Here is a 26057-nt window from a genome sequence, read left to right as displayed (position 1 = left end):
CCGTATGGGGCGGTTTTGGCCGAGCCTGGTTCGCTTTCGCCCCGGGGCGCCGGGCGTCCGCGGCCGCGCCAGAGGCTTGGCGCCGTGCTGTGTGCCGTCGTCGGGACCGGGCTGCTTGCCGGGACCGCCCTGACGGGGTGGGCCGAGCAGAGTGCCGCCGGCCGGGTGCAGTCCGCCGATGCCGCCTACCGCCGGGCGGGGTCGCTGTGGCGGGACGCTCCCGTCGACGCCCTCTTTCCGCCCGTGCTGGCCGGACCCGGGACGGGGCCCGGTGGGGCGGACCGGACCTGGACGCGGGTGGCCGTCGCGCCCGACGCCGACTGTGCGGCCGCGCTGGCCGCCGAGTGGCGGGCGGCGCTGGCCGGTACCGGGTGTACCCGGGTGCTGCGGGCCTCGTACACCGATGCCACCCGCAGCTCCCTCGTCGCCGTCGGCATGGTGTTCACCCCCGCCGAGGCGTCCGCGATGGCCGGCGTGCAGGGGCGGCTCGGCGCGCCGCCCGGGTTCGGGTTCGGCGACGAGCGGCGCGCCGCCTGGACCGCGTCCGTCCTGCCGGAGGGGCCCGTCGTCGTCTACACGGTCGCCGCGTTCGCCGACGGCCGGGTCCTCGACGCGCCCGTCCCCGCCGAGGAGGCCGTGCGCGCCGATGCCGCCGGAGCCGTCGCGCAGGCCGGGCTCGGCCACGAGGCCAAGGCCGTGGGGGAGTTGCTGCGGGCGGGGCTCCGCTCGCTCGCCGTCCCCGCCGGGTCCGCGCGGTGAGCCGCGCCAAGGCCGGTGCTGCCCTGGTCCTCGGCGCCGTCCTCGCCGTCGGGGTGCCCGTGGCGCCGGCCGCCGCGGACACCGATGCCGTACGGGACCGGCAGTGGGGGCTGACGGCGCTGCGCGCCGAGGAGGCGTGGGGGATCACGCAGGGCGGCGGGGTCACCGTCGCCGTCCTCGACACGGGGGTCGACGCCGGCCACCCGGACCTCGCCGGCCAGGTCCTCGAAGGCGCCGACCTCGTCGGCATGGGCGCGGGCCCCGGGGACCGGGCGTGGGCCCGGCACGGCACCGCGATGGCGGGGATCATCGCCGGGCACGGCCACGGCCGGCACCGCCGGGCCGGTGTCCTCGGGGTGGCCCCGCAGGCGCGGATCCTGCCGGTGCGGGTGATCCTCGAAGAGGGCGACCCGGGCCGGGCCGAGGCGCGCGAGAGCAAGGGCGGCGCGCTCGCCGAGGGGATCCGGTGGGCGGCCGACCACGGGGCGGACGTGATCAACCTGTCGCTCGGCGACGACAGCGACTCCGCGCACCACGAGGCCGCCGAGGACGAGGCGGTGCAGTACGCGCTGGCGAAGGGCGTCGTCGTGGTCGCCTCCGCGGGCAACGGCGGACGCGAGGGCGACCACGCCTCCTACCCGGCCGCCTACCCGGGGGTGATCGCCGTCGCCGCGGTCGACCGGCGCGGCCGGAAGGCGCCGTTCTCGACGCGCAGCTGGTACGCCAGCGTCTGCGCGCCCGGAGTCGACATCGTCATCGCCGACCCCGACCGGGCGTACTACGAGGGCTGGGGGACGAGCGCGGCCGCCGCGTTCGTCTCCGGGGCGGTGGCGCTCGTCCGGGCCGCGCACCCCGAGCTGTCCCCGGCGCAGATCAAGAAGCTGCTGCAGGACACCGCCGCGGACGCCCCCGCGGGGGGCCGGGACGACGCGCGCGGGTACGGCCTGGTCGACCCAGTCGCCGCCCTCCAGGCCGCGGAGGCGCTGCGGCCCGAGCCGGCCGTGCCCCGGCCGGCCGCGGCGGGCACCGCGTACTTCGGGCCCGGACCGGAGCCGGCCCCGGCGCCCGCCGCCGGGCCCGTGCTGCCCGCGGCGGCCGGCGCGGGCCTGGTGCTGCTGGTGCTCGCGGCCGTGCTGGCCCGGCGCCCCGACCGGGCCGGCCGGCCGCCGCGCGGGAGCGCAGGCGCGGGGGATAGGGTCGGGTAACTGTGGCGAACAAGAACATCCCCGACCCCGGCTACTCCGACGACGACGGCTCCGCCGACCCCAGGCTGAGCGCGGCCCTGGCCGCCTGGTCCGAGGACCGGTCGAAGGAGCCGGAGCTGCTGGCCGCGCTCAAGGGCGCCCGGCTCCTGGTCCCGGTGGTCGCGGTCCTCGGCGAGGTCGAGACCGACCCGGAGACCGGGCTCAAGCGGGAGAAGACCAGCGACATGGCCGTCCCGACCCTCCAGGCGGGGAACCGGCGGGCGCTGCCCGCCTTCACCTCCACCGCCTCGCTCGCGCTGTGGGACCCGGCGGCCCGCCCGGTCGCGGTCCCGCTCCACCAGGCGCTCGCGGCAGCCGCGCACGAGAAGGCCGACACGGTGGTCCTCGACATGGCCGGCCCGGTCGCGTACGAGCTCACCGGCCGGGCGCTGCTCGCGCTCGCCGAGGGCCGCACCGACACCGATCCGCTGACCGACCCGGCCGTGCACGAGGCCGTACGGGCCGCGGTGGCAGCAGAGCCCGCCGTACTGCGCGCGCACCTCGTGCCCGGCGGGCCCGACGCGGACGGCACCCTGGCGATCGTGCTGGCCTCCGGCGCCCAGCCCGCGGCCGCGGCCAGGACCGTGGCCGGGGCGCTCGCCGCGGACGAGACGCTGCGGGCCCGCCTGGTGCGGGGGCTGGACCTGGCGCTGCTGCCGGAGTCGGCGCCCGCCCCGCCGGGCGAGCCGCTCTTCACCCGCTGACCCGGCGGGCGCCCGTACGCGCGTACGCGGAAGGGCCGGGGCGCTGCCGCCCCGGCCCTTCGCCGTCGGTCCCGTACGCCCGGCCGGTCAGCCGAAGACGGGGCCCGTGAACTTCTCGCCCGGACCCTGGCCCGGCTCGTCCGGGACGACGGACGCCTCGCGGAAGGCGAGCTGCAGGGACTTCAGGCCGTCGCGCAGCGGGGCGGCGTGGAAGGAGCTGATCTCGGTGGCGCTGGCGGTGACCAGGCCGGCGAGGGCGGTGATCAGCTTGCGGGCCTCGTCGAGGTCCTTGTGCTCGGAGTCCGGCTTGTCGAGGCCCAGGTTGACCGCCGCGGCGCTCAGCAGGTGCACGGCCACCGTGGTGATCACCTCGACGGCGGGCACGTCCGCGATGTCGCGCGTCATGGCGTCGTAGTCGGGGGCCGGGTCGGCCGCGGTGGCGGGGGTGGGGGTCGCGTCAGTCATGCCCCCACGATAAGCCGGGGCCGGGAGGCGCCCGCCCCGGCTCCTGGCGAGCGGGTCCGGCGGGGACTGCTATATTGGTGTGACGACCGGCCGGAGACGTATGTCCCCGGCCCGCAAGTGGAGGCTCCGTTCTCCCACCCGACCGCCCTCCGGGGCGGCGGGTCACCGGTCAGGCGGCATCCATCGTTCCGTACGGACGATGGAAAGCCGCCCGATGCTGCGCCCCGCGGTTCTCGCGGCGGTGCTCCGGTTGTTTTGGAGCCCCCGCCTGTGAACGGTGGGGCATTTTTCGTGCCCGGCCGCGGTTGGTCCCCATGACACAAGACGTCAGCGGCTGTCTGAACCTGACAGCCGTGTGGTGCTACCGAGGAGGATCCATCAGCACCGAGCCCCGCATCAACGATCGGATTCGTGTCCCTGAGGTGCGACTCGTCGGTCCCAGCGGCGAGCAGGTGGGCATCGTCCCGCTTGCGAAGGCGCTTGAACTCGCGCAGGAGTACGACCTCGACCTGGTCGAGGTCGCGGCGTCTGCACGCCCGCCGGTCTGCAAGCTCATGGACTACGGCAAGTTCAAGTACGAGTCGGCGATGAAGGCCCGTGAGGCGCGCAAGAACCAGGCGCACACGGTCATCAAGGAGATGAAGCTCCGGCCGAAGATCGACCCGCACGACTATGACACCAAGAAGGGTCACGTCGTTCGGTTCCTCAAGCAGGGCGACAAGGTCAAGATCACGATCATGTTCCGCGGTCGCGAGCAGTCCCGGCCGGAGCTCGGCTACCGGCTGCTGCAGCGTCTGGCGGAGGACGTCCAGGACCTCGGTTTCGTCGAGTCGAACCCGAAGCAGGACGGCCGAAACATGATCATGGTTCTCGGTCCGCACAAGAAGAAGACCGAGGCGATGGCCGAAGCCCGCGAGGCCCAGGCCGCCCGCAAGGCCGAGCGCCTGGGTGCCGCCGCGGACGCTTCCGCCAAGGAAGCGCCCGAAGGGGACACCGGGGCCGCCGCCGGCGACGCCTCCGCCGAAGCCGGCGACGCCTCTCCCGAGGCGCAGGCCTAGGCCTGATCCCGGGGCATCCTGTCCCGGATCACCGACACCACATGACGTTCCCGCAAGCCGGTCCGGTACCGGACCGGTGGGGAACGCCACCGACGAGGAGATAACGGCGCCATGCCGAAGAACAAGACGCACAGCGGTACCAAGAAGCGCTTCAAGGTCACCGGCTCCGGCAAGGTGCTCCGCGAGCGCGCCGGCAAGCGCCACCTGCTCGAGCACAAGTCGTCCAAGCTGACGCGTCGCCTCACCGGCAACGCCGAGATGGCCCCGGGCGACGCCGCGAAGATCAAGAAGCTTCTCGGCATCTGACGTCGCCGCTCCCCCACCGGGAGCGGGACGCCAAGACCGGGATCCCATCGAACTTTCGGGCCGTGTGAAGACACCCGCGGCCCCGCTACAAGGAGTCAAGAAGTGGCACGCGTCAAGCGGGCAGTAAACGCCCACAAGAAGCGCCGGGCGATCCTCGAGGCGGCCTCCGGCTACCGCGGTCAGCGTTCGCGCCTGTACCGCAAGGCCAAGGAGCAGGTCACCCACTCGCTGGTCTACAACTACAACGACCGCAAGAAGCGCAAGGGCGACTTCCGTCAGCTGTGGATCCAGCGCATCAACGCCGCTGCCCGCCAGAACGGCATGACGTACAACCGCCTCATCCAGGGTCTGAAGGCCGCCAACATCGAGGTGGACCGCAAGATCCTCGCGGAGCTGGCCGTCAACGACGCCAACGCGTTCGCCGCGCTGGTCGAGGTCGCCCAGAAGGCGCTCCCGGCCGACGTGAACGCCCCGAAGGCCGCCGCTGCCGCCTAAGCGACACGCTTCGCGCAGCAAGCCCTCGACAGGCTTCAGCCCGGACCCGCAGGCCCCGTGCCTGCGGGTCCGTGCGTTGTGGCCGCCGCCCCGCCCAGTCAGACCCGCAGTACGCACGGAAGCGAGCCGACCGCCCATGGGTACCCCCGCCCCCGCCGAGCCGATCTCCCCCCGATCCCCGCGGGTGGCCGCCGCCAAGCGCCTCGCGCGGCGCAACTTCCGCACCAAGGAGCGCCGCTTCCTCGCCGAGGGCCCGCAGGCCGTCCGCGAGGCCGTCAGGCACCGCGGCCCCGGCGGCCCGACCCTGACCGAGCTGTTCGCCACCGCCGAGGCCGCCGAGCGCCACCCCGAGATCGTCGCCGAGGCCCGGGCCTCCGGAGCGCGCGTCCACCACGCCTCCGACGAGGTCCTGGCCGAGGTCTCGCAGACCGTCACCCCGCAGGGGCTCGTCGGCGTCTGCCGCTTCCTCGACTCGCCGTTCGAGGAGATCCTGCGCGCCCGGCCCCGGCTCGTCGCCGTCCTGGCGCACGTCCGCGACCCCGGCAACGCCGGCACCGTCCTGCGCTGCGCCGACGCCGCCGGGGCGGACGCCGTCGTCCTGACCGACGCCTCCGTCGACCTGTACAACCCCAAGTCCGTACGGGCCTCCGTCGGCTCCCTCTTCCACCTCCCGGTCGCCGTCGGCGTCCCCGTGGAGCAGGCCGTCTCCGGGCTGCGGGCGGCCGGCGTGCGGATCCTCGCCGCCGACGGGGCGGGCGAGCACGACCTCGACGCCGAGCTCGACGCCGGCACCATGGGGGGCCCGTCCGCCTGGGTCTTCGGCAACGAGGCGTGGGGCCTGCCCGAGGAGACCCGCGCCCTCGCCGACGCGGTCGTGCGCGTTCCGATCCACGGCAAGGCCGAGAGCCTGAACCTCGCCACGGCCGCCGCCGTGTGCCTCTACGCCTCCGCCCGTGCACAGCGGGCGTCCGGAGGGTGCCGCTCCGTGACCCCCAGCTAGTAATGTGGCGGCCCGGGGGGCCCACTGCGCTACTCGGAGATGTGGGGTACGGGGACATGACCGTCGGTACGAACAGCTCGCCAGGGGCCGCGGACGCGGCGGGGGCGCCGTCCCTGGCGACCGTTCCCGCACAGCCCCCGGGCCCGCCCGGCCCGGAGGCCGCCGCACCCGGCCCGTCCGGCCCCGCCGACCCGGCGGGCCTCGACGCCCTCGGCATCGACCCGGACGACCTGCCCGACGGCCTCGTCGTCGCCGACGCCGCCGGCCGCGTGATCTGCTTCAACTCCGCGGCCGCCCGCATCACGGCCCTCGCCCCCGCCGAGGCGCTGGGCGCCCGCATCGAGCGGGCCCTGCCGCTGGAGGACCTCGACGGCCGCCGCTGGTGGGCCCTGACCGACCCCTACGGCGGGCTCGCCACCCGCCGCGGCCAGCCCGAGCGGAACCTCCTCCTGCCCGGCGGCCGCGAGGTCCTCGTCTCCGCCCGCTACGTCCGCTCCCAGCCCGCCGGCCCGCTCCGCCGCCTCGTCGTCACCCTGCGCGGCACCGAGGCCCGCCGCCGCACCGAGCGCAGCCACGCCGAGCTGATCGCCACCGTCGCCCACGAGCTGCGCTCCCCGCTGACCTCCGTCAAGGGCTTCACCGCGACCCTCCTCGCCAAGTGGGAGCGGTTCACCGACGACCAGAAGCGCCTCATGCTGGAGACCGTCGACGCCGACGCCAACCGCGTCACCCGCCTGATCGCCGAGCTCCTCGACATCTCCCGCATCGACTCCGGCCGCCTCGAAGTGCGCCGCCAGCCCGTCGACATCGCGACCGCCGTCGGCCGCCACGTCCAGGCGCTCACCGCGAACGGCCAGGCGCCCGAGCGGTTCCTCGTCCGCGTCAGCCGCTCCCTGCCCGACCTGTGGGCCGACCCCGACAAGATCGACCAGATCCTCGGCAACCTGCTGGAAAATGCGGTGCGCCACGGCGAGGGAACCGTCACCATCGACGTGTCGCCGACCAGCCTGGCGAACGCAGCGGGCAAGACCGAGAAGGGAACCGCCGTCACCGTGACCGATGAGGGCCCCGGCATCCCCGAGGAGTCGATGGGCCGCGTCTTCACCCGCTTCTGGCGGGGCAGCAAGCGCGGCGGCACCGGCCTTGGCCTGTACATCGTCAAGGGCATCGTCGAGGCGCACGGCGGCACGATCACCGTCGGCCGCGGACCCGGCGGCGGCGCGGAATTCCGATTTATCCTGCCCGTCGGCGCGCCGGCGTACCTCACGCAGTAATCCTGCGGAGCGTCTCGCCAGGCGGCCCACGGGCTCCTCCGCCCCCCGCGGCCCGTAGACTCGTCCTTTGGCACCTTTGCGTCCTTGTGTCGAGCTCGTCGTCGAGCGGGGACCTCCAGCCAGCCCATCGGAAGCACGGGAAGAGATGTCGGCACCGAACAAGTCGTACGACCCTGTCGAGGTCGAGGCACTGAAACCGGAAGAGATCGAGCGCATGCGGGACGAGGCGCTCGCCGCCTTCGCGGCCGCCGGCGACCTCGACGAACTCGCGCACGCGAAGACCGCCCACACCGGCGGCACCTCGCCGCTCGCCCTCGCCAACCGCGAGATCGGCGCGCTGCCCCCGCAGGCCAAGGCCGAGGCGGGCAAGCGCGTGGGCCAGGCCCGCGGCGCGGTGAACAAGGCGTTCGCGGAGCGCCTCGCCCAGCTGGAGGCCGAGCGCGACGAGCGCGTACTGGTCGAGGAGGCGGTCGACGTCACCCTGCCGTACGACCGCGTCCCGGCCGGCGCCCGCCACCCCCTGACCACGCTGATGGACCGCATCGCGGACATCTTCACGGCCATGGGCTACGAGGTCGCCGAGGGCCCCGAGGTCGAGGCGGAGTGGTTCAACTTCGACGCCCTCAACTTCACGCCCGACCACCCCGCGCGGCAGATGCAGGACACCTTCTTCGTCCGCGGCCCCGAGGGCGTCGAGGGCGACGAGTCCGGTGTCGTCCTGCGCACCCACACCTCGCCGGTGCAGGCCCGCTCGCTCCTGGAGCGCCGCGAGCCGCCCGTCTACATCGTCTGCCCGGGCCGCGTCTACCGCACCGACGAGCTGGACGCGACGCACACCCCGGTCTTCCACCAGGTCGAGCTGCTCGCCGTCGACGAGGGCCTGACCATGGCCGACCTCAAGGGCACCATCGACCACATGGTCAAGTCCCTCTTCGGGGACGACGTCACCACGCGCCTGCGCCCGAACTTCTTCCCGTTCACCGAGCCGTCCGCCGAGATGGACATGCAGTGCTACGTGTGCCGCGGCGCGTCGGTGGGCAACCCCGACCGCCCCTGCCGCACCTGCTCCAGCGAGGGCTGGATCGAGCTCGGCGGCTGCGGCATGGTCAACCCCAAGGTGCTCACCGCCTGCGGCGTCGACCCGGAGAAGTACAGCGGCTTCGCCTTCGGCTTCGGCATCGAGCGGATGCTGATGTTCCGGCACAACGTGGAAGACATGCGAGACATGGTCGAGGGTGACGTCCGGTTCACCCGGCCGTTCGGGATGGAGATCTGATGCGGGTCCCGCTTTCGTGGCTGCGGGAGTACGTCGACCTGCCTGCGGGCGAAACCGGTCGTGACGTGCAGGCCAAGCTCATCGACGCCGGTCTGGAGGTCGAGACCGTCGAGCAGCTCGGCGCCGACCTCACCGGCCCCCTCGTCGTCGGCCAGGTGCTGACGATCGAGGAGCTGACCGAGTTCAAGAAGCCGATCCGCTTCTGCACCGTCGACGTCGGCACCGCCAACGGCACCGGCGAGCCCCAGGAGATCGTCTGCGGCGCCCGGAACTTCGCCGTCGGCGACAAGGTCGTCGTGGCCCTGCCCGGCGCCGTCCTGCCCGGCGACTTCGCGATCGCCTCGCGCAAGACGTACGGCAGGACCTCCAGCGGCATGATCTGCTCCGGCGACGAGCTCGGCATGGGCGACGACGGCACGCACGGCATCATCGTGCTGCCGCCGGAGCACGAGGCCGGCACCGACGCGATCGAGCTGCTGGAGCTGCGCGACGAGGTCCTCGACATCGCCGTCACCCCCGACCGCGGCTACTGCCTGTCGATGCGCGGCGTCGCCCGCGAGACCGCCACCGCGTACGGCCTGCCGCTGCGCGACCCGGCGCTCCTCGACGTGCCCGCCCCGAACTCCTACGGCTACCTCGTCAAGGTCTCCGACCCGGCCGGCTGCGACCGCTTCACCGCGCGCACCGTCACCGGCCTGGACCCCGAGGCGAAGTCCCCGATCTGGCTCAAGCGCCGCCTGCAGAAGGCCGGCATGCGCCCGATCTCCCTCGCCGTGGACGTCACCAACTACGTGATGCTGGAACTCGGCCAGCCCCTGCACGCCTACGACCGCTCCCGCCTCGACGGCGCCATCGGCGTCCGCCGCGCCGAGCAGGGCGAGGTCCTCACCACCCTCGACGGCGTCAAGCGCACCCTCGACGCCGAGGACCTGGTCATCACCGACGACAGCGGGCCGATCGGCCTCGCCGGCGTCATGGGCGGCGCGAACACGGAGATCGCCGACGCCGTCGCCGACCCGGAGACCGGCCAGGTCGCCGGCACCACCGACGTCGTCATCGAGGCCGCGCACTTCGACCCGATCGCGATCTCGCGCACCGCCCGCCGGCACCGGCTGTCCTCGGAGGCCTCCAAGCGCTTCGAGCGCGGCGTGGACCCGCAGGCCGCCTCGGCCGCCGCGCAGCGCACCGTCGACCTGCTGGTGCTGCTCGCCGGCGGCACCGCCGAGGCGGGCGTCACCGAGCTGGCCGCGCCCGGCGCCCCGCGGACCGTCGCGATGCGCGCCGACCACCCGGACCGGGTCGCGGGCGTCGCGTACGGCCGGGAGACGGTCGTCCGCCGCCTCCAGGAGGTCGGCTGCGACGTCTACGGCCAGGACGAGCTCGTCGTCACCGTCCCCTCGTGGCGGCCCGACCTCGCCGAGCCGAACGACCTCGCCGAGGAGGTCATCCGGCTGGAGGGCTACGCCAACCTGCCCTCCACGCTGCCCCAGGTGCCCTCCGGCCGCGGCCTGACCGCCCGGCAGCAGCTGCACCGCAGGGTCGGCCGCGCCCTGGCCGGCGCCGGCTACGTCGAGGCGCTGAACTACCCGTTCATCGGCGAGCAGGTCTTCGACCAGCTCCAGCTGCCCGCGCACGACGCCTCCCGCGACGTCGTCCGCCTCGTCAACCCGCTCTCCGACGAGGAGCCGGCGCTGCGCACCACGCTGCTGCCCGGCCTGCTGGGCGCGCTGCGCCGCAACGACAGCCGCGGCTCGCACGACCTGGCCCTCTTCGAGACCGGCCTGGTCTTCCGGGCCGGCGAGAAGCCGGGCGTCGCCGTGCGGCTGCCCGTCGACCGCCGCCCCTCGGACGAGGAGATCGCCACGCTCGACGCGGCGCTGCCCGCGCAGCCGCGGTACGCCGCGGTCGTGCTGGCCGGGGCGCGCGAGCAGGCCGGCTGGTGGGGCAAGGGCCGCCCGGCCGAGTGGGCGGACGCCGTCCAGGCCGCGCGCCTGCTGGCCGCCGAGGCCGGTACGGACCTCGTCGTGCGGCAGGGCCAGTACGGCCCGTGGCACCCGGGCCGCTGCGCCGAACTCGTCGTCACCATCGACGGGGTCGAGCAGGTCATCGGCCACGCCGGCGAGCTGCACCCGCGGGTCGTCAAGTCCCTCGGCCTGCCCGCCCGCACCAGCGCCATGGAGCTCGACCTCGACCGCCTCGCCGCGGCCGGCGGCACGCCCGTGGAGTCGCCGCGGATCTCCTCCTTCCCCGTCGCCACCCAGGACGTCGCCCTGATCGTCGACGCGTCTGTCCCGGCGGCCGACGTCGAGGCGGCGCTCCGCAAGGGCGCGGGCGAACTGCTCGAATCGCTGCGGCTGTTCGACGTCTTCACCGGCGAGCAGGTCGGCGAGGGCAAGAAGTCGCTGGCGTACGCGCTGCGCTTCCGCGCGGCCGACCGCACGCTGACCGCCGAGGAGTCCACGGCGGCCCGCGACGCCGCGGTCGCGCTGGCGGCCGAGCGGACCGGCGCGGTGCTGCGCGGCGCGTAAGCGGCCGCGGTTCCGCGCCGCCGCCCGGCGCGCGCGTCGAGGGGCGTCTCCACCACGGAGGCGCCCCTCACTCGTTCGGGTGTAAACGCCGGTGACCCGTGTCTTCTCGCGTGACAGCCCGGGACAATCGTTGCGCCAGATGCCCACAACGGGCAGACACAGGAGTCCCCAGGGATGATCACGCGCGGGGAGAGGCCCCAGCCGCGCCGGGCGTGCGTCCCCGCAGGGGGCGGCGCCGCGGCGGTCCGGGAGCTGCCCGGCTCCGGCCGGTGGGCGCACAGCCTCGCCGGCACCGCGGCCTTCCTGCTGCTGGCCGCCGGCTGCGCGCTCCGTGCCCGCCGGGACCTCCTCGCCCGCCTGCGCCGCTCCCAGGAGGTCGCCGAAGCCGCCCAGCGGGCGCTGCTGCGGCCCCTGCCCCCGCGGATCGACGGCCTCACCCTGGCCGGCGCCCAGCTCTCCGCGACCCGCGGCGCCGCGATCGGCGGCGACCTCTACGGGGCCGTACCCACCGCGCACGGCGTCCGCGTGGCCATCGGCGACGTACGGGGCCACGGGCTGCCCTCGGCGGCCGCGGCCGCCGCCGTGCTCGGGGCGTTCCGGGAGGCCGCGTACGACGAGCCCTCGCTGGCCGGGGTGCTGCACCGGATGGAACGCGCCCTGGGCCGGCACATCCGCGACCGCGCCGCCGCCGAGCCGCACACCGCCGGGGCCGGGGTGCAGGGGTCCGCCGCCGAGGAGTTCGTGACCGTGCTCCTCCTCCAGATTGCCGAGGACGGCACGCTGACCGCCCTCAACTGCGGGCACCCCTGGCCCTATCTGCTCCGTTCGCGGGAGGCCCCCCGGACATGCGGCGCACTGCCGCGCCCGGCGGCCGCCCGCCCCGCCGCCGACGCGGCCCCGCCGCCCCCGCTCCCGGTGCCCGCGCCCGCCAGGCCCTGGCCTGACGTACGGCCCCTCGACGGCGGCGACCCCCTGCCCCCGCTCGGGGTGGCGCCCGTACCGGACGGGCTGGAGGCAGGGGACTGCGGCCGACTGGGGCCCGGGGACGTGCTGTTCCTGCACACCGACGGCGCCGAGGACGCCCGCGACGCGGCCGGCCGGTTCTTCCCGCTGCCCCGCGTCCTCGCCGGCATCGCCGCCCGGCAGCCGGCGGCCACCCCCGCACGGCTGGTCGCCGGCGTGCACGCGGCCCTGCTGCGCCACAGCGGCGGACATCCCGCGGACGACGCCGCCCTGCTGGCGGTCCGCAGCGACCGCTGCGCCTGACACCCGACCCGGGCCGGGAACCGCACACCGGGCCCCGGTGGGAGGGCCCGGTGTGCGTTCCGCCGGCTCCCGACCGGGGCCCGGTGGGTGACCAGCCGGGCGTCGGCCGGAGCCGGGGTGCGCCGCCCGCCTGCCGTGGAGTGCCGGGCAGACAGCGGACGGGCGGCGCGGGTGGCGGGTCGTCGCACTGTACGAGGGGGAGCCGACGACCCGTGCGGCCTCTTGGCGAGGCGCTTCAGTGAACCGCTCCCGGGGGTCCCCGCGGCAGGGTACGGATCGCATTTATGCGCGTACTCGGTTCACACCCCGTGTGGATGCCGCACCCACTAGCCTGGTCCCGACGAGCCCTTGGAGGGGCCCATGCAGCCCAACGCCCTGCTCGACGCCCTCCTCGCCGAGGCGGGCATGTCCCATGCAGGACTCGCCGCGCACGTGAACCAGGCGGGCCGCTCCCGCGGACTCGCCCTGCGCTACGAACACACCGCCGTCAACCGGTGGTTGAAGGGCCAGCGCCCCCGCGGCCAGGTCCCCGACCTGATCTGCGAGGTGCTCGGGGGCCGGCTGCGGCGCACGGTCTCCCTCGACGACGTCGGCTTCGGCGGCCCCGGCCGGCCGGCCGGCCCGCACGCCTCCCCGCTCAGCGGCTTCGTCGACCGGGCCGCCGCCCTGTGGCGCTCCGACGAGCAGGGCCGCTTCCCGCTGCACGAGGCGCCCGCCCTCACCGGCACGCCCGCCGTCATCCCCGTCTGGGAGTGGGAGAACCCGCCCGAGGACGCCGACGTCTCCCGCGACGGCCCCCTGCGCGTCGGCCCCGAGCACATCGAGGTCCTCCGCGCCGCACGCTCCCACTACGAGCTGATGTACCGGCGGGCCGGCGGCATCGCCACCCGCGCCCGCATCGTGCGCTTCCTCGGCAGCGAGACCGCGCCCCTGCTGCGCGGCAGCTACCCCGACGACCTCGGGCGCCGCCTGCACCGGGCCGCCGGCTCCCTCGTCGCCGTCGCCGGGATCTGCGCGTACGACTCCGACGCCCACGGCCTGGCCCAGCGCTACTTCCACCAGGCGCTGCGGCTCGCCAAGGCCAGCGGCGACCGCGGACTCGGCGCCTACGTCATCGCCCTGCTCGTCAACCAGTCCCTCCACCTGCGCGACCACCGCCAGGCCGTCGCCTTCGCCGAGACCGCGCTGCGCACCGCCGGCCGGCACACCACCGCCGCCCTCGCCGCCGACCTGTACGCCATGCAGGCCAAGGCGTACGCCCGACTCGGCGACACCGCCGCGGCGCTGACGTGCATCCGGCACGCGGAGACGGCCGCCGAGCGGATCCGCCCCGGCGCCGAACCCGACGAGACCGGCTACGTCCAACCCGGCCTGGTCAACGTCCAGGTGGCGGAGGCCCTGCTCAGCCTCGGGGAGCTGGACGCCGCCCACGAGCAGGCCGCGGCCGCCGTCGGCACCCCGGCACACGAACGCGGCCGGGTCCACCGGCTCGCGATGCTCTGCGAGATCCAGCTGCGCCAGGGCGAGGCGGACCGCGCCGCCGCGGCGGCCGCCGAAATGGCCGAACGGGCCAGGGGGATGGAGTCGCAGCGGCTCCGCGACCGGCTGCGCGCGGTCCGCGAACAGCTGCTGTCCAGCGGGTGTTCGGGCGCGGAGGAGACGGCCCGGCTCATCGACGGGGCGCTCAGCGTCCCGCTGTGACGGGCCGTGACCCGCCCCGGCCGCCGCCGGGGCGGCCGGGCTGCTCCCGGTGCGCGCCGAGGGTCAGTTGTACGGGTAGAAGCCCGAGCCGGTCTTGCGGCCGAGGCGGCCGGCGTCGACCATCCGCTGGAGCAGCGGGGGAGCGGCGTACAGCGGCTCCTTGAACTCGGCGTACATCGAGTCGGCCCGTGACCCGCCCCGGCCGCCGCCGGGGCGGCCGGGCTGTTCCCGGTGCGCGCCGAGGGTCAGTTGTACGGGTAGAAGCCCGAGCCGGTCTTGCGGCCGAGGCGGCCGGCGTCGACCATCCGCTGGAGCAGCGGGGGAGCGGCGTACAGCGGCTCCTTGAACTCGGCGTACATCGAGTCGGCGATCGAGGCCACGGTGTCCAGGCCGATCAGGTCGGACAGCTTCAGCGGGCCCATCGGGTGGGCGCAGCCGAACTCCATGCCGTTGTCGATGTCCTCGCGGCTGGCGATGCCCGACTCGAACATCCGGATCGCGGAGAGCAGGTACGGGACGAGGAGGGCGTTGACGACGAAGCCCGACCGGTCCTGCGCGCGGATCGCGTGCTTGTCGAGCACGTTCTGCACCAGCGCCTCGGCGCGCTTGATGGTCTCCTCGCTCGTGGTGAGGGCGGGGATCAGCTCGACGAGCTTCTGCACGGGCGCCGGGTTGAAGAAGTGGATGCCGATGACCTGGTCGGGGCGGGAGGTCGCGACGGCCAGCTTGACCAGCGGGATCGACGAGGTGTTCGAGGCGAGGATGGCCCCCGGGCGGGTGACCTGGTCGAGGATCTGGAAGATCTCCGTCTTGACCTGCTCGTTCTCGACGACCGCCTCGATGACCAGGTCGCGGTCGGCGAACTCGCCGAGGTCGGTGGTGAAGGAGAGGCGGGCCAGGGTGGCGTCCCGCTCCTCCTCGCTGATCTTCCCGCGGGCGGCGGCCTTCGACAGGGAGTTCTGCAGCCGGGTCCGGCCGATCTCCAGGGCCTCACCGGTGGTCTCGGCGACCTTGACGTCCAGTCCGCTGCGGGCGCAGACCTCGGCGATACCAGCGCCCATCTGGCCGCAGCCCACTACGCCGACTCGGGTGATGTCGGAAGGGAGGTCAGTCACTTCGTGCCTTTCGCTGGTCATCGGAGGGCGGGTCCCCCGTTCGTGCAGTGGTGACTGCTTCCGGCGCCCGCCACGCCCCCCGACGTTACCCCCGACCCTGCCCTTGGCAGAGGGCCGGGGCGGGCATGCTGACCCCACGCAGGAGATGTCACGCAGAGGAGCGGAGCGATCGCATGACGTACATGGCACGACGGGGGCTGCTGGCCGGAGCCGCGGGCGCACTGGCATCGGCCGCGGCGGGTCCGGCGCAGGCGGCGTCGCGGGAGGACGGGCCCCGGGCGGCGGCCGGGCGGGGCCGGGCGGCGGACGCGGCGTCCGGCCCGGCCGGGGAGCGGGAGCGGGCGGGCCGGGGGCGGGGCGGCGCCGCCGAGTTCCGCGGGATGTGGATCGCCTCGGTGCAGAACGTCGACTGGCCCTCGCGGACCGGACTGTCGGCGGCGCGGCAGCGGGCCGAGCTGACCGCCCTCTACGACACCGCGGTCGAGCGCCGACTGAACGCGGTGGTGCTCCAGGTCCGGCCCACGGCCGACGCGATGTGGCCCGGGGCCCGGGAGCCCTGGTCGCAGTGGCTGACCGGCGTGCAGGGCGGCGACCCGGGCTGGGACCCGCTGGGCACGGCCGTCGCCGAAGCGCACGCCCGGGGGCTTGAGTTCCACGCCTGGTTCAACCCGTACCGGGTGGCCAACACCCACGCCGACCCAGCCCGCCTCGCGGCCTCGCACCCGGCGCGCCGCAACCCCGGCTGGACGGTGGCGTACGGCGGCAAGCTGTACTACAACCCGGGGCTGCCCGAGGTGAGGGCCTTCGTGCAGGAGGCCATGCTCGACGCGGTGTCCCGCTACGCGGTGGACGGGGTGCACTGGGACGACTACTTCTACCCCTACCCGGTCGCCGGCGAGGCCTTCGACGACGACGACGCGTACGCCCGCCACGGCGGCGGCTTCCCCTCCCGGGCCGACTGGCGGCGCCACAACACCGACGCCCTGGTCCGCGAGATGTCGGAGCGCGTCCGCACGGTCCGCCCCTCGGCCCGCTTCGGCATCAGCCCGTTCGCGGTGTGGCGCAACCGGGACAGGGACCCCCTCGGCTCGGACACGCAGACGCTGGGCACGTACGACGACCTGTACGCGGACACCCGCAAGTGGGTGCGGGAGGGCTGGGTCGACTACGTCGTCCCGCAGGCGTACTGGCACATCGGGCACCCGACCGCCGACTACGCGAAGATCGTCCCCTGGTGGGCGCAGACCGTCGCCGGCACCGGCGTCGACCTCTACGTCGGGGAGGGGCTCTACCGCTGCGACCCGCAGAGCACGACCGCGGCGTGGCGCGATCCGGAGGAGCTGACCCGGCACGTCGCGCTCGCCAAGCGGTACGGCGAGGTCCGCGGCCACTGCTACTTCTCCGCGAAGCAGGTGGTCACGGACCCCACGGGTGCGTTGGCGCGGGTCGTCGCGGACCACTACCCGACGGCGGTGCCGCCGCGCTGAGCCGCCCTGGTCAGTGTCCGGGTTCCGCTGGGTGCTTCACCACGCAGTCGGGGCCCGGGGACATGACGGCCTCGTGGCCGTCGGAGAAACGGACCCGGTAAGGCGGGTTGCCGTTCTCGCCCAGTACCTGAGTGATCTCGCCGACCTTGTCGTGCTGCCCCACGATCCTGCCGTGTTGCACGAGCTGGTCGCCCTCGGTCGCGCGCATGCTGACCTCCTCCGAGGCGGTCTGGATCCGGTGACAGCAGTTTACGGCGATTCATCCCGATTGAGCCCGCTGGGTCACGGCGATGCAGACCAGCACCGCGCAGGCCGCCGCGGGGGCCGCAGGGGAGAGCTGCTCGCCCAGCAGCGCCACCGACCACACGAGGGTCAGCAGCGGCTGGGCGAGCTGGAGCTGGCTCGCACGCGGGGCGCCGATCTCCGCCATCCCGCGGTACCACACGTACAGGCCGAGGAAGGTGGAGCCGGCCGCCGCCCACAGCAGGCCCGCCACACCGTGGACGCCGAGGTGCACGGGCTCGTACGCGAGGCCGGCCGCGGCTCCCGCCAGGTTGAGCGGCAGGCAGGCCACCAGGGCCCAGCCGATGACCTGCCAGCCGGGCAGGTAGCGGGCCAGCCGCCCGCCCTCGGTGTAGCCGGCCGCGCAGGCGAGCAGCGCGGCGAAGAGGTAGCCGTCGCCGGCGGACAGGGAGCCGCCGCTCTGCGCCAGGGTGAACGCGAGGACGACGGCGGCGCCGGCGACGGCCGCGGCCCAGAAGCGGCGCGAGGGCCGTACGCCGGTCCGCAGTGCCGACAGCGCCGCCGTGGTCAGCGGCAGCAGTCCGACGACGACCGCGGCGTGGGAGGTGGTCGCGGTGGTCAGCGCCAGCGTGGTGAGCAGCGGGTACCCGACGACGACGCCCCCGGCGACGACGGCGAGGCCCGGCCAGTGCCGCCGCGCGGGCAGCGGGGCGCGGGCGGCGAGCAGGAACGCGCCGGCGATCGCGGCGGCGAGCACGCTGCGGACGGCGACGAAGGACCAGGGGCCGAAGCTCTCCAGGCCCCAGGCGGTGGCGGGGAAGGTCAGCGAGAAGGCGACGACGCCGAGGCAGGCGAGCACGGTGCCGCTGCGGGCGCTGCGGGCGCTGCGGGCGTTGCGGCGGGCGGCGGAGGCGGCGGGGGCAGTAGGGGCGGCGGAGGCGGAGGCCGCAGGGGTCGCCGCCGTGCGGGAGCGGGCCGCGGAGGCGGGGGCGGCGACCGCTATCGGCGTGGACCGGGTAGCGCTATTCTGTGCTCTCATGTACGAGCGTAGCAGTGTGGCGGAGTTGGCGTCTTCCCTGCGTTCCGAGCTGGACCGCTACTCGGTCGGTGGAAAGCTGCCGTCGAGCCGCGCCCTGGTCGAGCGGTACCGCGTCAGCCCCGTCACCGTCTCCCGGGCCCTCGCCCTCCTCGCCGCGGAGGGCCTGGTCGTCACCCGCCCCGGCGCCGGCGCCTACCGCGCCCGCCCCCGTACGGCCGAACCCGCGCCCGGCGACACCTCCTGGCAGGAGGTCGCCCTGAGTGCCGAGGGCGCCGGCGACATCGTGCCGCGCTCCGTCGACGCCTCCGGCGTGCTCCACTCGCTGTCCGCCCCGCCCGCCGGGGTCATCGAGCTGAGCGGCGGCTACCTGCACCCCTCGCTCCAGCCCGAGCGGGCCATGGCGGCCGCCCTCGCCCGGGCCGGGCGGCGCCCCGGCGCCTGGGGCCGCCCGCCCGTCGAGGGGCTGCCCGAACTGCGGGACTGGTTCGCCCGGGAGATCGGCGGGTCCGCCACCGCCGCCGACGTCCTCGTCACCGCCGGCGGGCAGAGCGCCCTCACCACCGCCCTGCGGGCCCTCGCCCCGCCCGGCGCGCCCGTCCTCGTCGAGTCCCCGACCTACCCCGGCCTGCTGTCCATCGCCCGCGCCTCAGGGTGCCGGCCCGCGCCCGTCCCCGTCGACGCCGACGGCGTCCGGCCGGAGCTGCTGGCCGCCGCCTTCGAAGCGACCGGCGCGCGGGTCTTCGTATGCCAGCCGCTGTTCCAGAACCCCACCGGCGCCGTCCTCGCCGCCGAGCGGCGCGCCGAGGTGCTGCGGACCGCCCGCGCCGCCGGCGCGTTCGTCGTCGAGGACGACTACGCCCGCCACCTCGCCCACGAGGACGCCGGCCCGCTGCCCGCCCCGCTGGCCGCCGAGGACCGCGACGGCGTCGTCGTCCACGTGCGCTCGCTGACCAAGGCCACCTCGCCCAGCCTGCGCGTCGGCGCCCTCGCCGCCCGCGGCCCCGTCATGGACCGGCTGCGCGCCATCCAGGTCGTCGACAGCTTCTTCGTACCCCGCCCCCTCCAGGAGACCGCCCTCGAACTCGTCGGCGCCCCCTCCTGGCCCCGCCACCTGCGCACCGTCGCCGCCGAACTGCGCCACCGCCGCGACGTCCTCGCCGGCGCCCTGCGGCGCTCGCTGCCCGGCCTGCACCTGGCCCACCTGCCCGCCGGCGGCTACCAGCTGTGGGCCCGCCCCGACACCGGGGACGACGCCGCGTTCGCCGCGGCGGCCCTGCGCGCCGGCGTCGCCGTCGCGCCAGGACGCCCGTACTTCTGCGCGGAGCCCCCCGGCCCGTACGTCCGCCTCGGCTTCGCCGGGGTCTCCGGCGCGGCCGAACTCGGCGAAGCCGTCCGCCGGCTGCGCACCGCCCTCGGCGCCGGGGCGGCGGACCCGCTCCCGCACGACGCTTGACCCCCGGCGGCGGGCGCACCACCATCTCCGCATGAACGTTCGGGTCACGCTCGTCGCCGCAGCCCGCGGCTCCTCGCTGCTCGCCGAGCGCTTCGACGACGACCGCCCCCCGGACGGCGAGGGCTGGCGGGCCCTCGAATCCGCCGCCCACGAGCTCGTCCCGCTCGCCGCCGCCGAACTGCGGTACTGCTCGCCCGGCCCCCGCAGCCGCGCCACCGGCCAGGCCCTCGGCTACGCGCCGCTCGCCCAGGTCGCCCTGCGCGACTGGGACATGGGGCGGTGGCGGGGCCTGACCCTCGCCGAGGTCGCCGCCCGCGAACCGGGAGCGGTCGAACGCTGGCTCGCCGACCCGCACGCCGCCCCGCACGGCGGCGAATCCCTCCTCGCCTTCATCGCCCGCATCGGCGGCTGGCTCGACTCCCGGCCCGCCGAGGACGGCGCCGCCATCGTCGCCGTCGCCGAGCCGCCTGCCGTCCGCGCCGCCCTCGTCTACGCACTGCGGGCCGCCCCCCAGACGTACTGGAGCGTGGACGTCCGCCCGCTGTCCACCGTCACCCTCACCGGCAGCGCCGGCCACTGGCACCTCTCGCTCCAGGCCCGCGCCTGAGCGGCCGTACGAAAACCGAGTGGATCCCGGCCCCGGGCCGCCCCTACCCTGCGCACATGACCGGGATCAAGATCACCACCCTTGCGGAGCGCCCCGAACTCGCCGGGCGGCTGTGGGACATGCAGGACTCGTGGCCCGCCTTCGCCGAGCACGACCCGCTCGCCTGGCTGCTCTACCCGCGCATGGTGGCCGAATTCCCCGAATACATCCTGGTCGCCACCGACGGCGACGACATCGCGGCGCGCGGCTTCAGCGTCCCCTTCGCCCAGCACGCCCCCGGGCGTGACGGCGCCCTGCCCGCCCGGGGCTGGGACCAGCTCCTCATGTGGGCCTTCTCCGACCGGCGTCGCGGCACCGCCCCCGACACCGTCGGCGCCGTGGAGATCAGCGTCGACACCGCCCGGCAGGGCCGCGGCCTGTCGGGAGCCCTCCTGGCCGCGATGCGCGACAACGCGCGCGCCCGCGGCTTCGCCGAGGTCGTGGCACCGGTCCGGCCCAGCGCCAAGGCCGCCGAGCCCGACACCCCGATGGAGGAGTACGCGTACCGCACCCGCGACGACGGCCTCCCCTTCGACCCCTGGCTCCGCGTCCACGTCCGCGCGGGCGCCGCCATCGACTCCGTGGCCCCCCTCTCGCAGACCATCAGCGCGCCGACCGCCGACTGGCGGAAGTGGACCGGCCTCCCCTTCGACACCCCCGGCCCGGTCCGCGTCCCCGGAGCCCTGGCCCCCGTCCACTGCCACCCGCAGGAGGGCTACGCGGTCCTCGTCGAGGCCAACGTGTGGGTCCGCCACTCCCTGACCTGAGACACCGCCCAGCGGGCGGCCACCGGCCGCGCGCGCCCGCCGCGCCGGACCTCCGCGGTCCGGTGTCCGGGGCCTGCGCGCCGGGCGCACGCGGCTCCGTAACCCGGGCGCACGCGGCTCCGTACGCCGGGCGGCGCGGGACGGGTGCCGGGGCTGCGCGCCCGCGCCCGCGCGCGGGGGCGCCGCTTGCGCGCCCGGCGCCGCCGTCCCATAGTCCGAGGTATGGACGCGCGCGAGGCCGCGCTCCGGCGGGCCCACGACCATGCCGTCCGCTGGCTGGCGAGCCTGCCCGACCGCCGGGTGCCCGCCCGCGCCACGGTCGAGGACGTGGTGCGCGCGCTCGGCCCCGACCTGCCCGACGGCCCCACCGCGCCCGCCGACGTCCTCGACCTGCTCGCCGGCGCCTGCGAGCCCGGCCTGACCGCCTTCCCCGGCGGCCGCTTCTTCGGATTCGTCGTCGGCGGCACCGAACCGGCCGCGCTCGCCGCCGACTGGCTCGTCAGCGCCTGGGACCAGAACTGCGTGATGCGCACCGTCTCGCCCGCCCACACGGCCGTCGAGGACATCGCCGCCGCCTGGCTCCTCGACCTGCTGGGCCTGCCCGCCGACAGCGCCGTCGGCTTCACCACCGGCGCCACCATGGCGAACTTCACCTGCCTCGCCGCCGCCCGCGACGCCGTCCTCGCCCGGGCCGGCCGCAACCCCGCCCGCGACGGCCTGGCCGGCGGCCCCCCGGTGCACGTCCTCGCCGGGGAGGACCGCCACATGGCCGTCGACCTCGCCCTGCGCTACCTCGGCCTCGGCACGCCCGCCCTCGTCGAGGCCGACGGCCAGGGCCGCATCCGGCCCGAGGCACTGCACCGCGCCCTGGAGGCCGCCAGGCCGGGCCCGACCGTCGTCGTCCTCCAGGCCGGCGACATCCACACCGGCGCCTTCGACCCGTTCGAGGAGGCCGTCCGCGCCGCGCACCGGGCCGGCGCCTGGGTGCACGTCGACGGCGCGTTCGGGCTGTGGGCCGCGGCCTCCCCGGCCCTCGCCCGCCTGACCGCCGGCTGCGCCGGAGCGGACTCCTGGGCGACCGATGCGCACAAGACCCTGAACGTGCCCTACGACTGCGGCCTCGCCATCGTCCGCGACCCGCCCGCCCTGCGCGCCGCCATGGGCCTGCACGGCGCGTACCTCATCCAGGACGAGCAGGGCGACCCCGTCGACAAGGTCCCGGAACTCTCCCGGCGCGGCCGCGCGTTCACCGTGTGGGCCGCCCTGCGCTCCCTCGGCCGGACCGGCGTCGCCGACCTCGTCGACCGCCTGTGCCGGCACGCCCGCACGTTCGCCGAGGGCATCGCCGCGATCGACGGCGCGACCGTCCTGAACGACGTGGTGTTCACCCAGGTCTGCGCCTCCTTCGGCAGCGACGCCCGCACCGACCGCGTCCTCGCCCGCCTCCTGGACGAGGGCACGGCCTGGATCAGCGGCTCCACCTGGCGCGGCCGCCGCGTCATGCGCATCTCGGTGAGCAACTGGTCAACCACCGCCGAGGACGTCACCCACACCCTGGACGCCATCCACCGTGCCGCCGCGGCCTCCTGACGCCCGCCGGCCGATCCGGCGGGCCCGGGGCCGGCGGCTCCCCGGGGGCTCGCAGGCTCGCCGTGCCCCGCAGGGGGAGGGGAGGGCGGAGCCGATCCCGTTCCGGGCGATGTCCGGCCCGGAACGGTGAGTTCTCTGGTCCTGGCCGTGCTCTGCGCCCCTTTGATGTGACCGGGCGTCGGAGCCGGCCCGTACGGCCAAGTCCAGCGCCCGGTTCTCGCACTGTCCCGGGTGGACCAGCGGCGGCAGGAGGTCCCGCTTGTCCGTCGGGTCGGTGATCCTTTGAGCATGCGTGCTGCCCGTCTGATCCGTATGGCTCTCCTGATCCAGTCCAACCCCGGCCTGACCGCGGCGGCCCTCGCTCGTGAGCTGGAGATCTCCGAGCGGACCGTGATCCGCGACGCCCAGGCGTTGCAGGACGCCGGCGTCCCCGTCCGGTCGGAGCGGGGCCGGGTGGGCGGGTATTACCTTGCCGCCGGATACCGGACCCGGCTCACGACGCTCCATGCGAGCGAGGCGGAGACCCTCTTCCTGTCCGGTCTGCCCTCGGCGTTGCGGGACCTGGGGCTGTCGGACGCGGCGGAAACCGCCCGACTGAAGCTGACCGCGACCCTGCTCCCGTCGGTACGCCAGGCCGCCGAGTCCTCGGCGCGCCGCTTCCACCTCGACGCCCCCGCCTGGTTCCGCGAGCCCATCACCCCGGAACTGCTGCCGGAGCTGGCCCGCGCGGTGTGGGCGGACCGGGCCGTCCGACTGTCGTACGGGCGGCCCGGCCGGGACGGGGCGCCGCCCGCCGCCGTGGCCCGGGTGGTGGAGCCGTACGGGCTCGTACTGAAGGCCGGCACCTGGTACGTCGTGGCCCGCGTCCCGGGCGAGGACCAGGACGACGGCTGGCGCACCTACCGGGTCGACCGGATCACCGCGCTGGGCCCCGCGCCCGACGTACCGGCACCGTTCGTGCGCGACTCGTCCTTCGACCTGGCCGCGCACTGGGAGGCTCGCTCGGGTGCCTTCGCCCGCACCCTGCTGCGCACCACCGTCACGGTCCGGCTCACCTGCCCGGGGCTGGACCGGCTGCCCGCCGTGGTGGACGGGGCCGCCGTCGCGGACGCGCTCGCCTCGGCGAGCGCCCCGGACTCCGCCGGCCGGGTCACCGTCGACCTGCCGGCGGAGTCCGAGGACGTCGCCTTCGACCAGTTGGCCCGGCTCGGCGCGGACGCCGAGGTGCTGGCCCCGGCCCGGCTGCGCACCCGCTTCCGTGTGCACGCGGCGGCGCTGGCCGCGCTCTACCAGGCCGCCCCCGGGACGGCGTCGCCCGAGGAGGACGAGGATCAGCGGTAGTCGTCGGCGGAAGCGTCCTTGCCGCCGTGGGCCACGTCCTCGAAGTACGCCCAGGCGTCCGGGCGGCTGCCGTCCACGTCCGTCACCCCGTACGCCCTGGCGAGTTCCCCGCTGGAGGTGGACTTGCCGTTCCACCGCTTCGCGCGGTCCTGGTCGGCGGCCAGTGCCGCGACTCCACGGGCCAGGTAGCGCGGGGACTCCGCGATCGCGAACTCCGGCTCCCGGGCGATCGCGTCACGCCAGTTCTCCTCACTCACACCGAAGTGGGAGAGCATCTGCTCCGAGCGCAGGAAGCCGGGCGAGACTGCGACCGCCGTGCCCCCGTACGGGGCGAGTTCCTGCCCCAGCCCGAACGCGAGGCGGATCGGGGCGTTCTTCGCCAGGTCGTAGTAGATGTTCTCCCGGTAGCGGCGGTTGAAGTGCGCGGTGCCGTCGGTTACCTCCACATGCAGCGGCGCGTCGGAGCGGATCAGCAGCGGAAGCAGCAGCACCGCCGTGATCACGTGCGAGCGGGCGCCGAGCTCCAGGATCCGCAGGCCGTCGGCAAGCGGTGTCTCCCAGCTCTTCTTCCCGAACACCGAGGTGACCAGAAGGTGCTCGCCGCCCCACAGGTCGTTGACGAGGATGTCGAGCCGCCCGTACTCCCGGTCGATCCGGTTGACGAGGGCGCGTACCTGGGCTTCGTCGAGATGGTCGGTGGGCACCGCGATCCCGGTGCCGCCCGCTGCGGTGACGAGTTCGGCGGTCTCCTCGATGGTCTCGGTGGTCCGGCCGACCTCGCTGACCCGGGCCCGGGTGGTGCGGCCGGTGACATACACCGTCGCACCGGCCCGGCCCAGCTCCACAGCCTGAGCCCGTCCCGCCCCGCGGGTGGCACCCGCCACGAGTGCGACCCGCCCCGCCAGCGGGCCCGCCGGGCCGGCCTGCACGGTGTTCCGAGTGTTCCGGATGGTGCTGTTCTCGTTCGCCATGGCATCCATCGTTCATGCCAAAACTGACAGAACCCGTCACCTTTTACCCGGAGGTCCCGCCTCACCCCCACCGCAGCGCGAACACCGCAGGCGGATGCGGGCGCCGCCTACCTGGGGGCCGACTGGTGACGGAGCGGTGGGTGCCGCGTTTGAGCTTCTTCTACGTGAGTTCGGCGTACCACCGCTCGACCAGGTTCGGCCAGGACGCGCTGGTCGGCGTGACGTGCATGCAACCGCGTCCATCTGCGCAAACGCCGCATCAAGGCGGTCATCACGGAGAAGAAGGCCCAGGCGGCCAACCGGAAGAAGAAGGGCCGCCAGGGCGGCCGGCCGGTCAGCCAGGACGCCGAGCTCTACGAGGAGCGCAACACCGTCGAGCGGCTGATCAACAAGCCGAAGGCCTGACGAGGCATCGCCGCCCGGCACGACAACACACCTGCAAGCTGACTCGCCGGCCTCTGCCTCCGCGCCTCGATGATCTGGCTCAAGGACCTCACCGTCATGAGGCAGCCCCCTCAGGCGAAGACGCCGTGCCGCAGGATTCCCTGGATGAACTCCGGCGCCTGCCGCGCCCCCATGTGCCCCTCCAGGGTCAGCTCCCAGGCTGTCTCGGCGATGCTGCAGAACGTGGACGCGAGCCACGGAGCAGGCATGTCCGTCCGCATGAGGCCGGCTTTCTGTGCCCGTTCGACGAAGGAGACCGTTCGGCGGAAGACGACCGATGCGCGATCGCCGGCCTGGTCGGCACCGAGTACCTCCGGCTCGACGTAGACCAGGTTCCACAGCTGGGCGAAGGGCCTGTAGTCGCCGATCAGCTCATCGAGCGTGCGGGACGTCGGCGCCGCCTCGCCTTCCGATCGGGAGAGAGCTTGTTCGCAGTCGTCAAGGATCTTGTTCGCCACGGCTTGAAGGAGGTCCTGGCGGGTGGGGAAGAGCCTCACCAGGGTGGCGCGGCTGATCCCTGCTCGCGTGGCGACGGTCTGCATGGACGCTGCGCGGTCTTTCGACAAGAGCGCAATGGTCGACTCCAGGACCTCCGCCGCATCCGTACGCATATCCGGCTGAAACCTCCACGCCTCTATTGACACACTGGTGTTTCAAATTATGCTCTGCAGTGTCACCGTCATTGTACTGAACAGAGGGGGTGCCACCCATGCCTCCATGCTGTATCGCCAGAGGTCACGCAGGTCGCCCGCTCGGTTCAGTGCAACGCTCGCCCCCCGCTGCCGTGCCATGTCCAGGCCTGGCGATGTCCACGAGCGGACGCATGGCAGCCCTTGCTCAGAGGCGTAGGCCCTATTCCGCGTCCCGCCCTCGCGACCGCACCCG

At 74.9% G+C, this 26057-nt stretch carries 24 protein-coding genes and 2 pseudogenes; 19 read left to right on the top strand and 7 right to left on the bottom strand.

Features of this window, described 5'->3' with window-relative positions:
* Positions 1-84: 84 nt before the first annotated feature.
* Genes ACZ462_RS13275 through ACZ462_RS13265 form a run of 3 tightly spaced genes read left to right on the top strand, consistent with a single transcriptional unit; the run spans position 85 to position 2707 of the window.
* Entirely contained in the window at positions 85-759 is a 675-nt protein-coding gene (locus tag ACZ462_RS13275) for a hypothetical protein (protein WP_467803678.1), read from the top strand.
* On the top strand, positions 756-1964 hold the full coding sequence (mycP, locus tag ACZ462_RS13270) for a type VII secretion-associated serine protease mycosin (protein WP_467803679.1): 1209 nt from the start codon (positions 756-758) through the stop codon (positions 1962-1964). The genes ACZ462_RS13275 and mycP overlap by 4 nt, the downstream gene beginning before the upstream one ends.
* Before the next feature lie 2 nt (positions 1965-1966).
* Positions 1967-2707: an SseB family protein gene (locus ACZ462_RS13265; protein WP_467803681.1), complete on the top strand. Its 741-nt coding sequence runs from the start codon at positions 1967-1969 to the stop codon at positions 2705-2707.
* Positions 2708-2794: 87 nt separating this feature from the next.
* On the opposite strand, the gene ACZ462_RS13260 is transcribed toward ACZ462_RS13265, so the two are convergent.
* The gene (locus tag ACZ462_RS13260) at positions 2795-3172 is read right to left on the bottom strand and encodes a DUF1844 domain-containing protein (RefSeq protein WP_114056851.1); all 378 of its coding nucleotides are present in this window, start codon (positions 3170-3172) and stop codon (positions 2795-2797) included.
* 353 nt (positions 3173-3525) lie between these two features.
* Here ACZ462_RS13260 and infC point away from each other — a divergent pair, with 353 nt between their 5' ends.
* From infC to ACZ462_RS13215, 9 genes are all read left to right on the top strand, one after another.
* Entirely contained in the window at positions 3526-4230 is a 705-nt protein-coding gene (gene infC / locus ACZ462_RS13255; RefSeq protein ID WP_467803935.1) for a translation initiation factor IF-3, read from the top strand.
* A 111-nt stretch (positions 4231-4341) separates the two neighbouring features.
* Positions 4342-4536, top strand: a complete 195-nt coding sequence (gene rpmI / locus ACZ462_RS13250; RefSeq protein ID WP_114056849.1) for a 50S ribosomal protein L35 — start codon at positions 4342-4344, stop codon at positions 4534-4536.
* Positions 4537-4638: 102 nt separating this feature from the next.
* Positions 4639-5031 carry a 50S ribosomal protein L20 gene (rplT, locus tag ACZ462_RS13245; protein ID WP_114056848.1) on the top strand — a complete coding sequence of 131 codons (393 nt, stop codon included), beginning with the start codon at positions 4639-4641 and terminating at the stop codon, positions 5029-5031.
* Positions 5032-5167: 136 nt separating this feature from the next.
* Entirely contained in the window at positions 5168-6031 is an 864-nt protein-coding gene (locus ACZ462_RS13240; RefSeq protein WP_467803683.1) for a TrmH family RNA methyltransferase, read from the top strand.
* Between the two features lie 56 nt (positions 6032-6087).
* Entirely contained in the window at positions 6088-7305 is a 1218-nt protein-coding gene (locus ACZ462_RS13235) for a sensor histidine kinase (protein ID WP_467803684.1), read from the top strand.
* A gap of 145 nt (positions 7306-7450) precedes the next feature.
* Positions 7451-8581 carry a phenylalanine--tRNA ligase subunit alpha gene (gene pheS, locus ACZ462_RS13230; RefSeq protein WP_467803686.1) on the top strand — a complete coding sequence of 377 codons (1131 nt, stop codon included), beginning with the start codon at positions 7451-7453 and terminating at the stop codon, positions 8579-8581.
* Positions 8581-11109, top strand: coding sequence for a phenylalanine--tRNA ligase subunit beta (gene pheT / locus ACZ462_RS13225; RefSeq protein WP_467803688.1), 2529 nt, complete (start codon positions 8581-8583; stop codon positions 11107-11109). Before pheS ends, pheT begins: the two co-directional genes overlap by 1 nt.
* A 174-nt stretch (positions 11110-11283) precedes the next feature.
* A complete protein-coding gene (locus ACZ462_RS13220) occupies positions 11284-12375 on the top strand; it encodes a PP2C family protein-serine/threonine phosphatase (RefSeq protein WP_467803690.1) in 1092 nt (363 codons plus the stop codon).
* 360 nt (positions 12376-12735) lie between these two features.
* Positions 12736-14076, top strand: a complete 1341-nt coding sequence (locus ACZ462_RS13215) for a transcriptional regulator (RefSeq protein ID WP_467803691.1) — start codon at positions 12736-12738, stop codon at positions 14074-14076.
* A gap of 63 nt (positions 14077-14139) precedes the next feature.
* Here ACZ462_RS13215 and ACZ462_RS13210 read toward each other — a convergent pair.
* A pseudogene (locus ACZ462_RS13210) lies at positions 14140-14268 on the bottom strand (3-hydroxyacyl-CoA dehydrogenase family protein); the annotation flags it as partial.
* 53 nt (positions 14269-14321) lie between these two features.
* Positions 14322-15212: a 3-hydroxybutyryl-CoA dehydrogenase gene (locus tag ACZ462_RS13205; RefSeq protein ID WP_467803692.1), complete on the bottom strand. Its 891-nt coding sequence runs from the start codon at positions 15210-15212 to the stop codon at positions 14322-14324.
* Positions 15213-15364: 152 nt separating this feature from the next.
* Between ACZ462_RS13205 and ACZ462_RS13200 the strand changes: the two genes are divergently transcribed.
* Positions 15365-16678 (top strand): glycoside hydrolase family 10-like protein, encoded by a 1314-nt coding sequence (locus ACZ462_RS13200; protein WP_467803693.1) that lies wholly within the window; start codon positions 15365-15367, stop codon positions 16676-16678.
* 10 nt (positions 16679-16688) lie between these two features.
* Here ACZ462_RS13200 and ACZ462_RS13195 read toward each other — a convergent pair whose 3' ends face one another.
* Together ACZ462_RS13195 and ACZ462_RS13190 are read right to left on the bottom strand one after the other, a co-directional pair.
* Positions 16689-16886 (bottom strand): DUF1918 domain-containing protein, encoded by a 198-nt coding sequence (locus ACZ462_RS13195; protein WP_467803695.1) that lies wholly within the window; start codon positions 16884-16886, stop codon positions 16689-16691.
* A 51-nt stretch (positions 16887-16937) separates the two neighbouring features.
* Positions 16938-17960 (bottom strand): DMT family transporter, encoded by a 1023-nt coding sequence (locus ACZ462_RS13190; protein ID WP_467803697.1) that lies wholly within the window; start codon positions 17958-17960, stop codon positions 16938-16940.
* Between ACZ462_RS13190 and ACZ462_RS13185 the strand changes: the two genes are divergently transcribed.
* The 5 genes from ACZ462_RS13185 (at position 17959) to ACZ462_RS13165 (ending at position 23757) form a co-directional block, all read left to right on the top strand.
* A complete protein-coding gene (locus ACZ462_RS13185) occupies positions 17959-19413 on the top strand; it encodes an aminotransferase-like domain-containing protein (RefSeq protein WP_467803698.1) in 1455 nt (484 codons plus the stop codon). The two genes, ACZ462_RS13190 and ACZ462_RS13185, sit on opposite strands and share 2 nt — an antisense overlap.
* Positions 19414-19444: 31 nt before the next feature.
* On the top strand, positions 19445-20020 hold the full coding sequence (locus ACZ462_RS13180; RefSeq protein WP_467803699.1) for a histidine phosphatase family protein: 576 nt from the start codon (positions 19445-19447) through the stop codon (positions 20018-20020).
* A 56-nt stretch (positions 20021-20076) separates the two neighbouring features.
* Positions 20077-20826 carry an N-acetyltransferase gene (locus ACZ462_RS13175; protein WP_467803700.1) on the top strand — a complete coding sequence of 250 codons (750 nt, stop codon included), beginning with the start codon at positions 20077-20079 and terminating at the stop codon, positions 20824-20826.
* 222 nt (positions 20827-21048) lie between these two features.
* A complete protein-coding gene (locus tag ACZ462_RS13170) occupies positions 21049-22416 on the top strand; it encodes a pyridoxal phosphate-dependent decarboxylase family protein (RefSeq protein ID WP_467803701.1) in 1368 nt (455 codons plus the stop codon).
* A gap of 288 nt (positions 22417-22704) precedes the next feature.
* On the top strand, positions 22705-23757 hold the full coding sequence (locus ACZ462_RS13165; protein WP_467803702.1) for a helix-turn-helix transcriptional regulator: 1053 nt from the start codon (positions 22705-22707) through the stop codon (positions 23755-23757).
* Here the strand turns inward: ACZ462_RS13165 and ACZ462_RS13160 are convergent.
* The gene (locus ACZ462_RS13160) at positions 23748-24728 is read right to left on the bottom strand and encodes an SDR family oxidoreductase (RefSeq protein WP_467803704.1); all 981 of its coding nucleotides are present in this window, start codon (positions 24726-24728) and stop codon (positions 23748-23750) included. The genes ACZ462_RS13165 and ACZ462_RS13160 overlap by 10 nt on opposite strands.
* Before the next feature lie 231 nt (positions 24729-24959).
* Between ACZ462_RS13160 and ACZ462_RS13155 the strand changes: the two are divergent.
* A pseudogene (locus ACZ462_RS13155) lies at positions 24960-25172 on the top strand (IS5/IS1182 family transposase); the annotation flags it as partial.
* A 71-nt stretch (positions 25173-25243) separates the two neighbouring features.
* On the opposite strand, the gene ACZ462_RS13150 reads toward ACZ462_RS13155, so the two are convergent.
* Positions 25244-25783, bottom strand: coding sequence for a TetR/AcrR family transcriptional regulator (locus tag ACZ462_RS13150; RefSeq protein ID WP_467803705.1), 540 nt, complete (start codon positions 25781-25783; stop codon positions 25244-25246).
* Positions 25784-26057: the final 274 nt, after the last annotated feature.

The organism is Streptomyces sp. NPDC031121 (genome assembly GCF_055570615.1).
The sequence above is the reverse complement of the archived record's forward strand: the minus strand, read 5'-3'. Positions and strand labels throughout refer to the sequence as shown.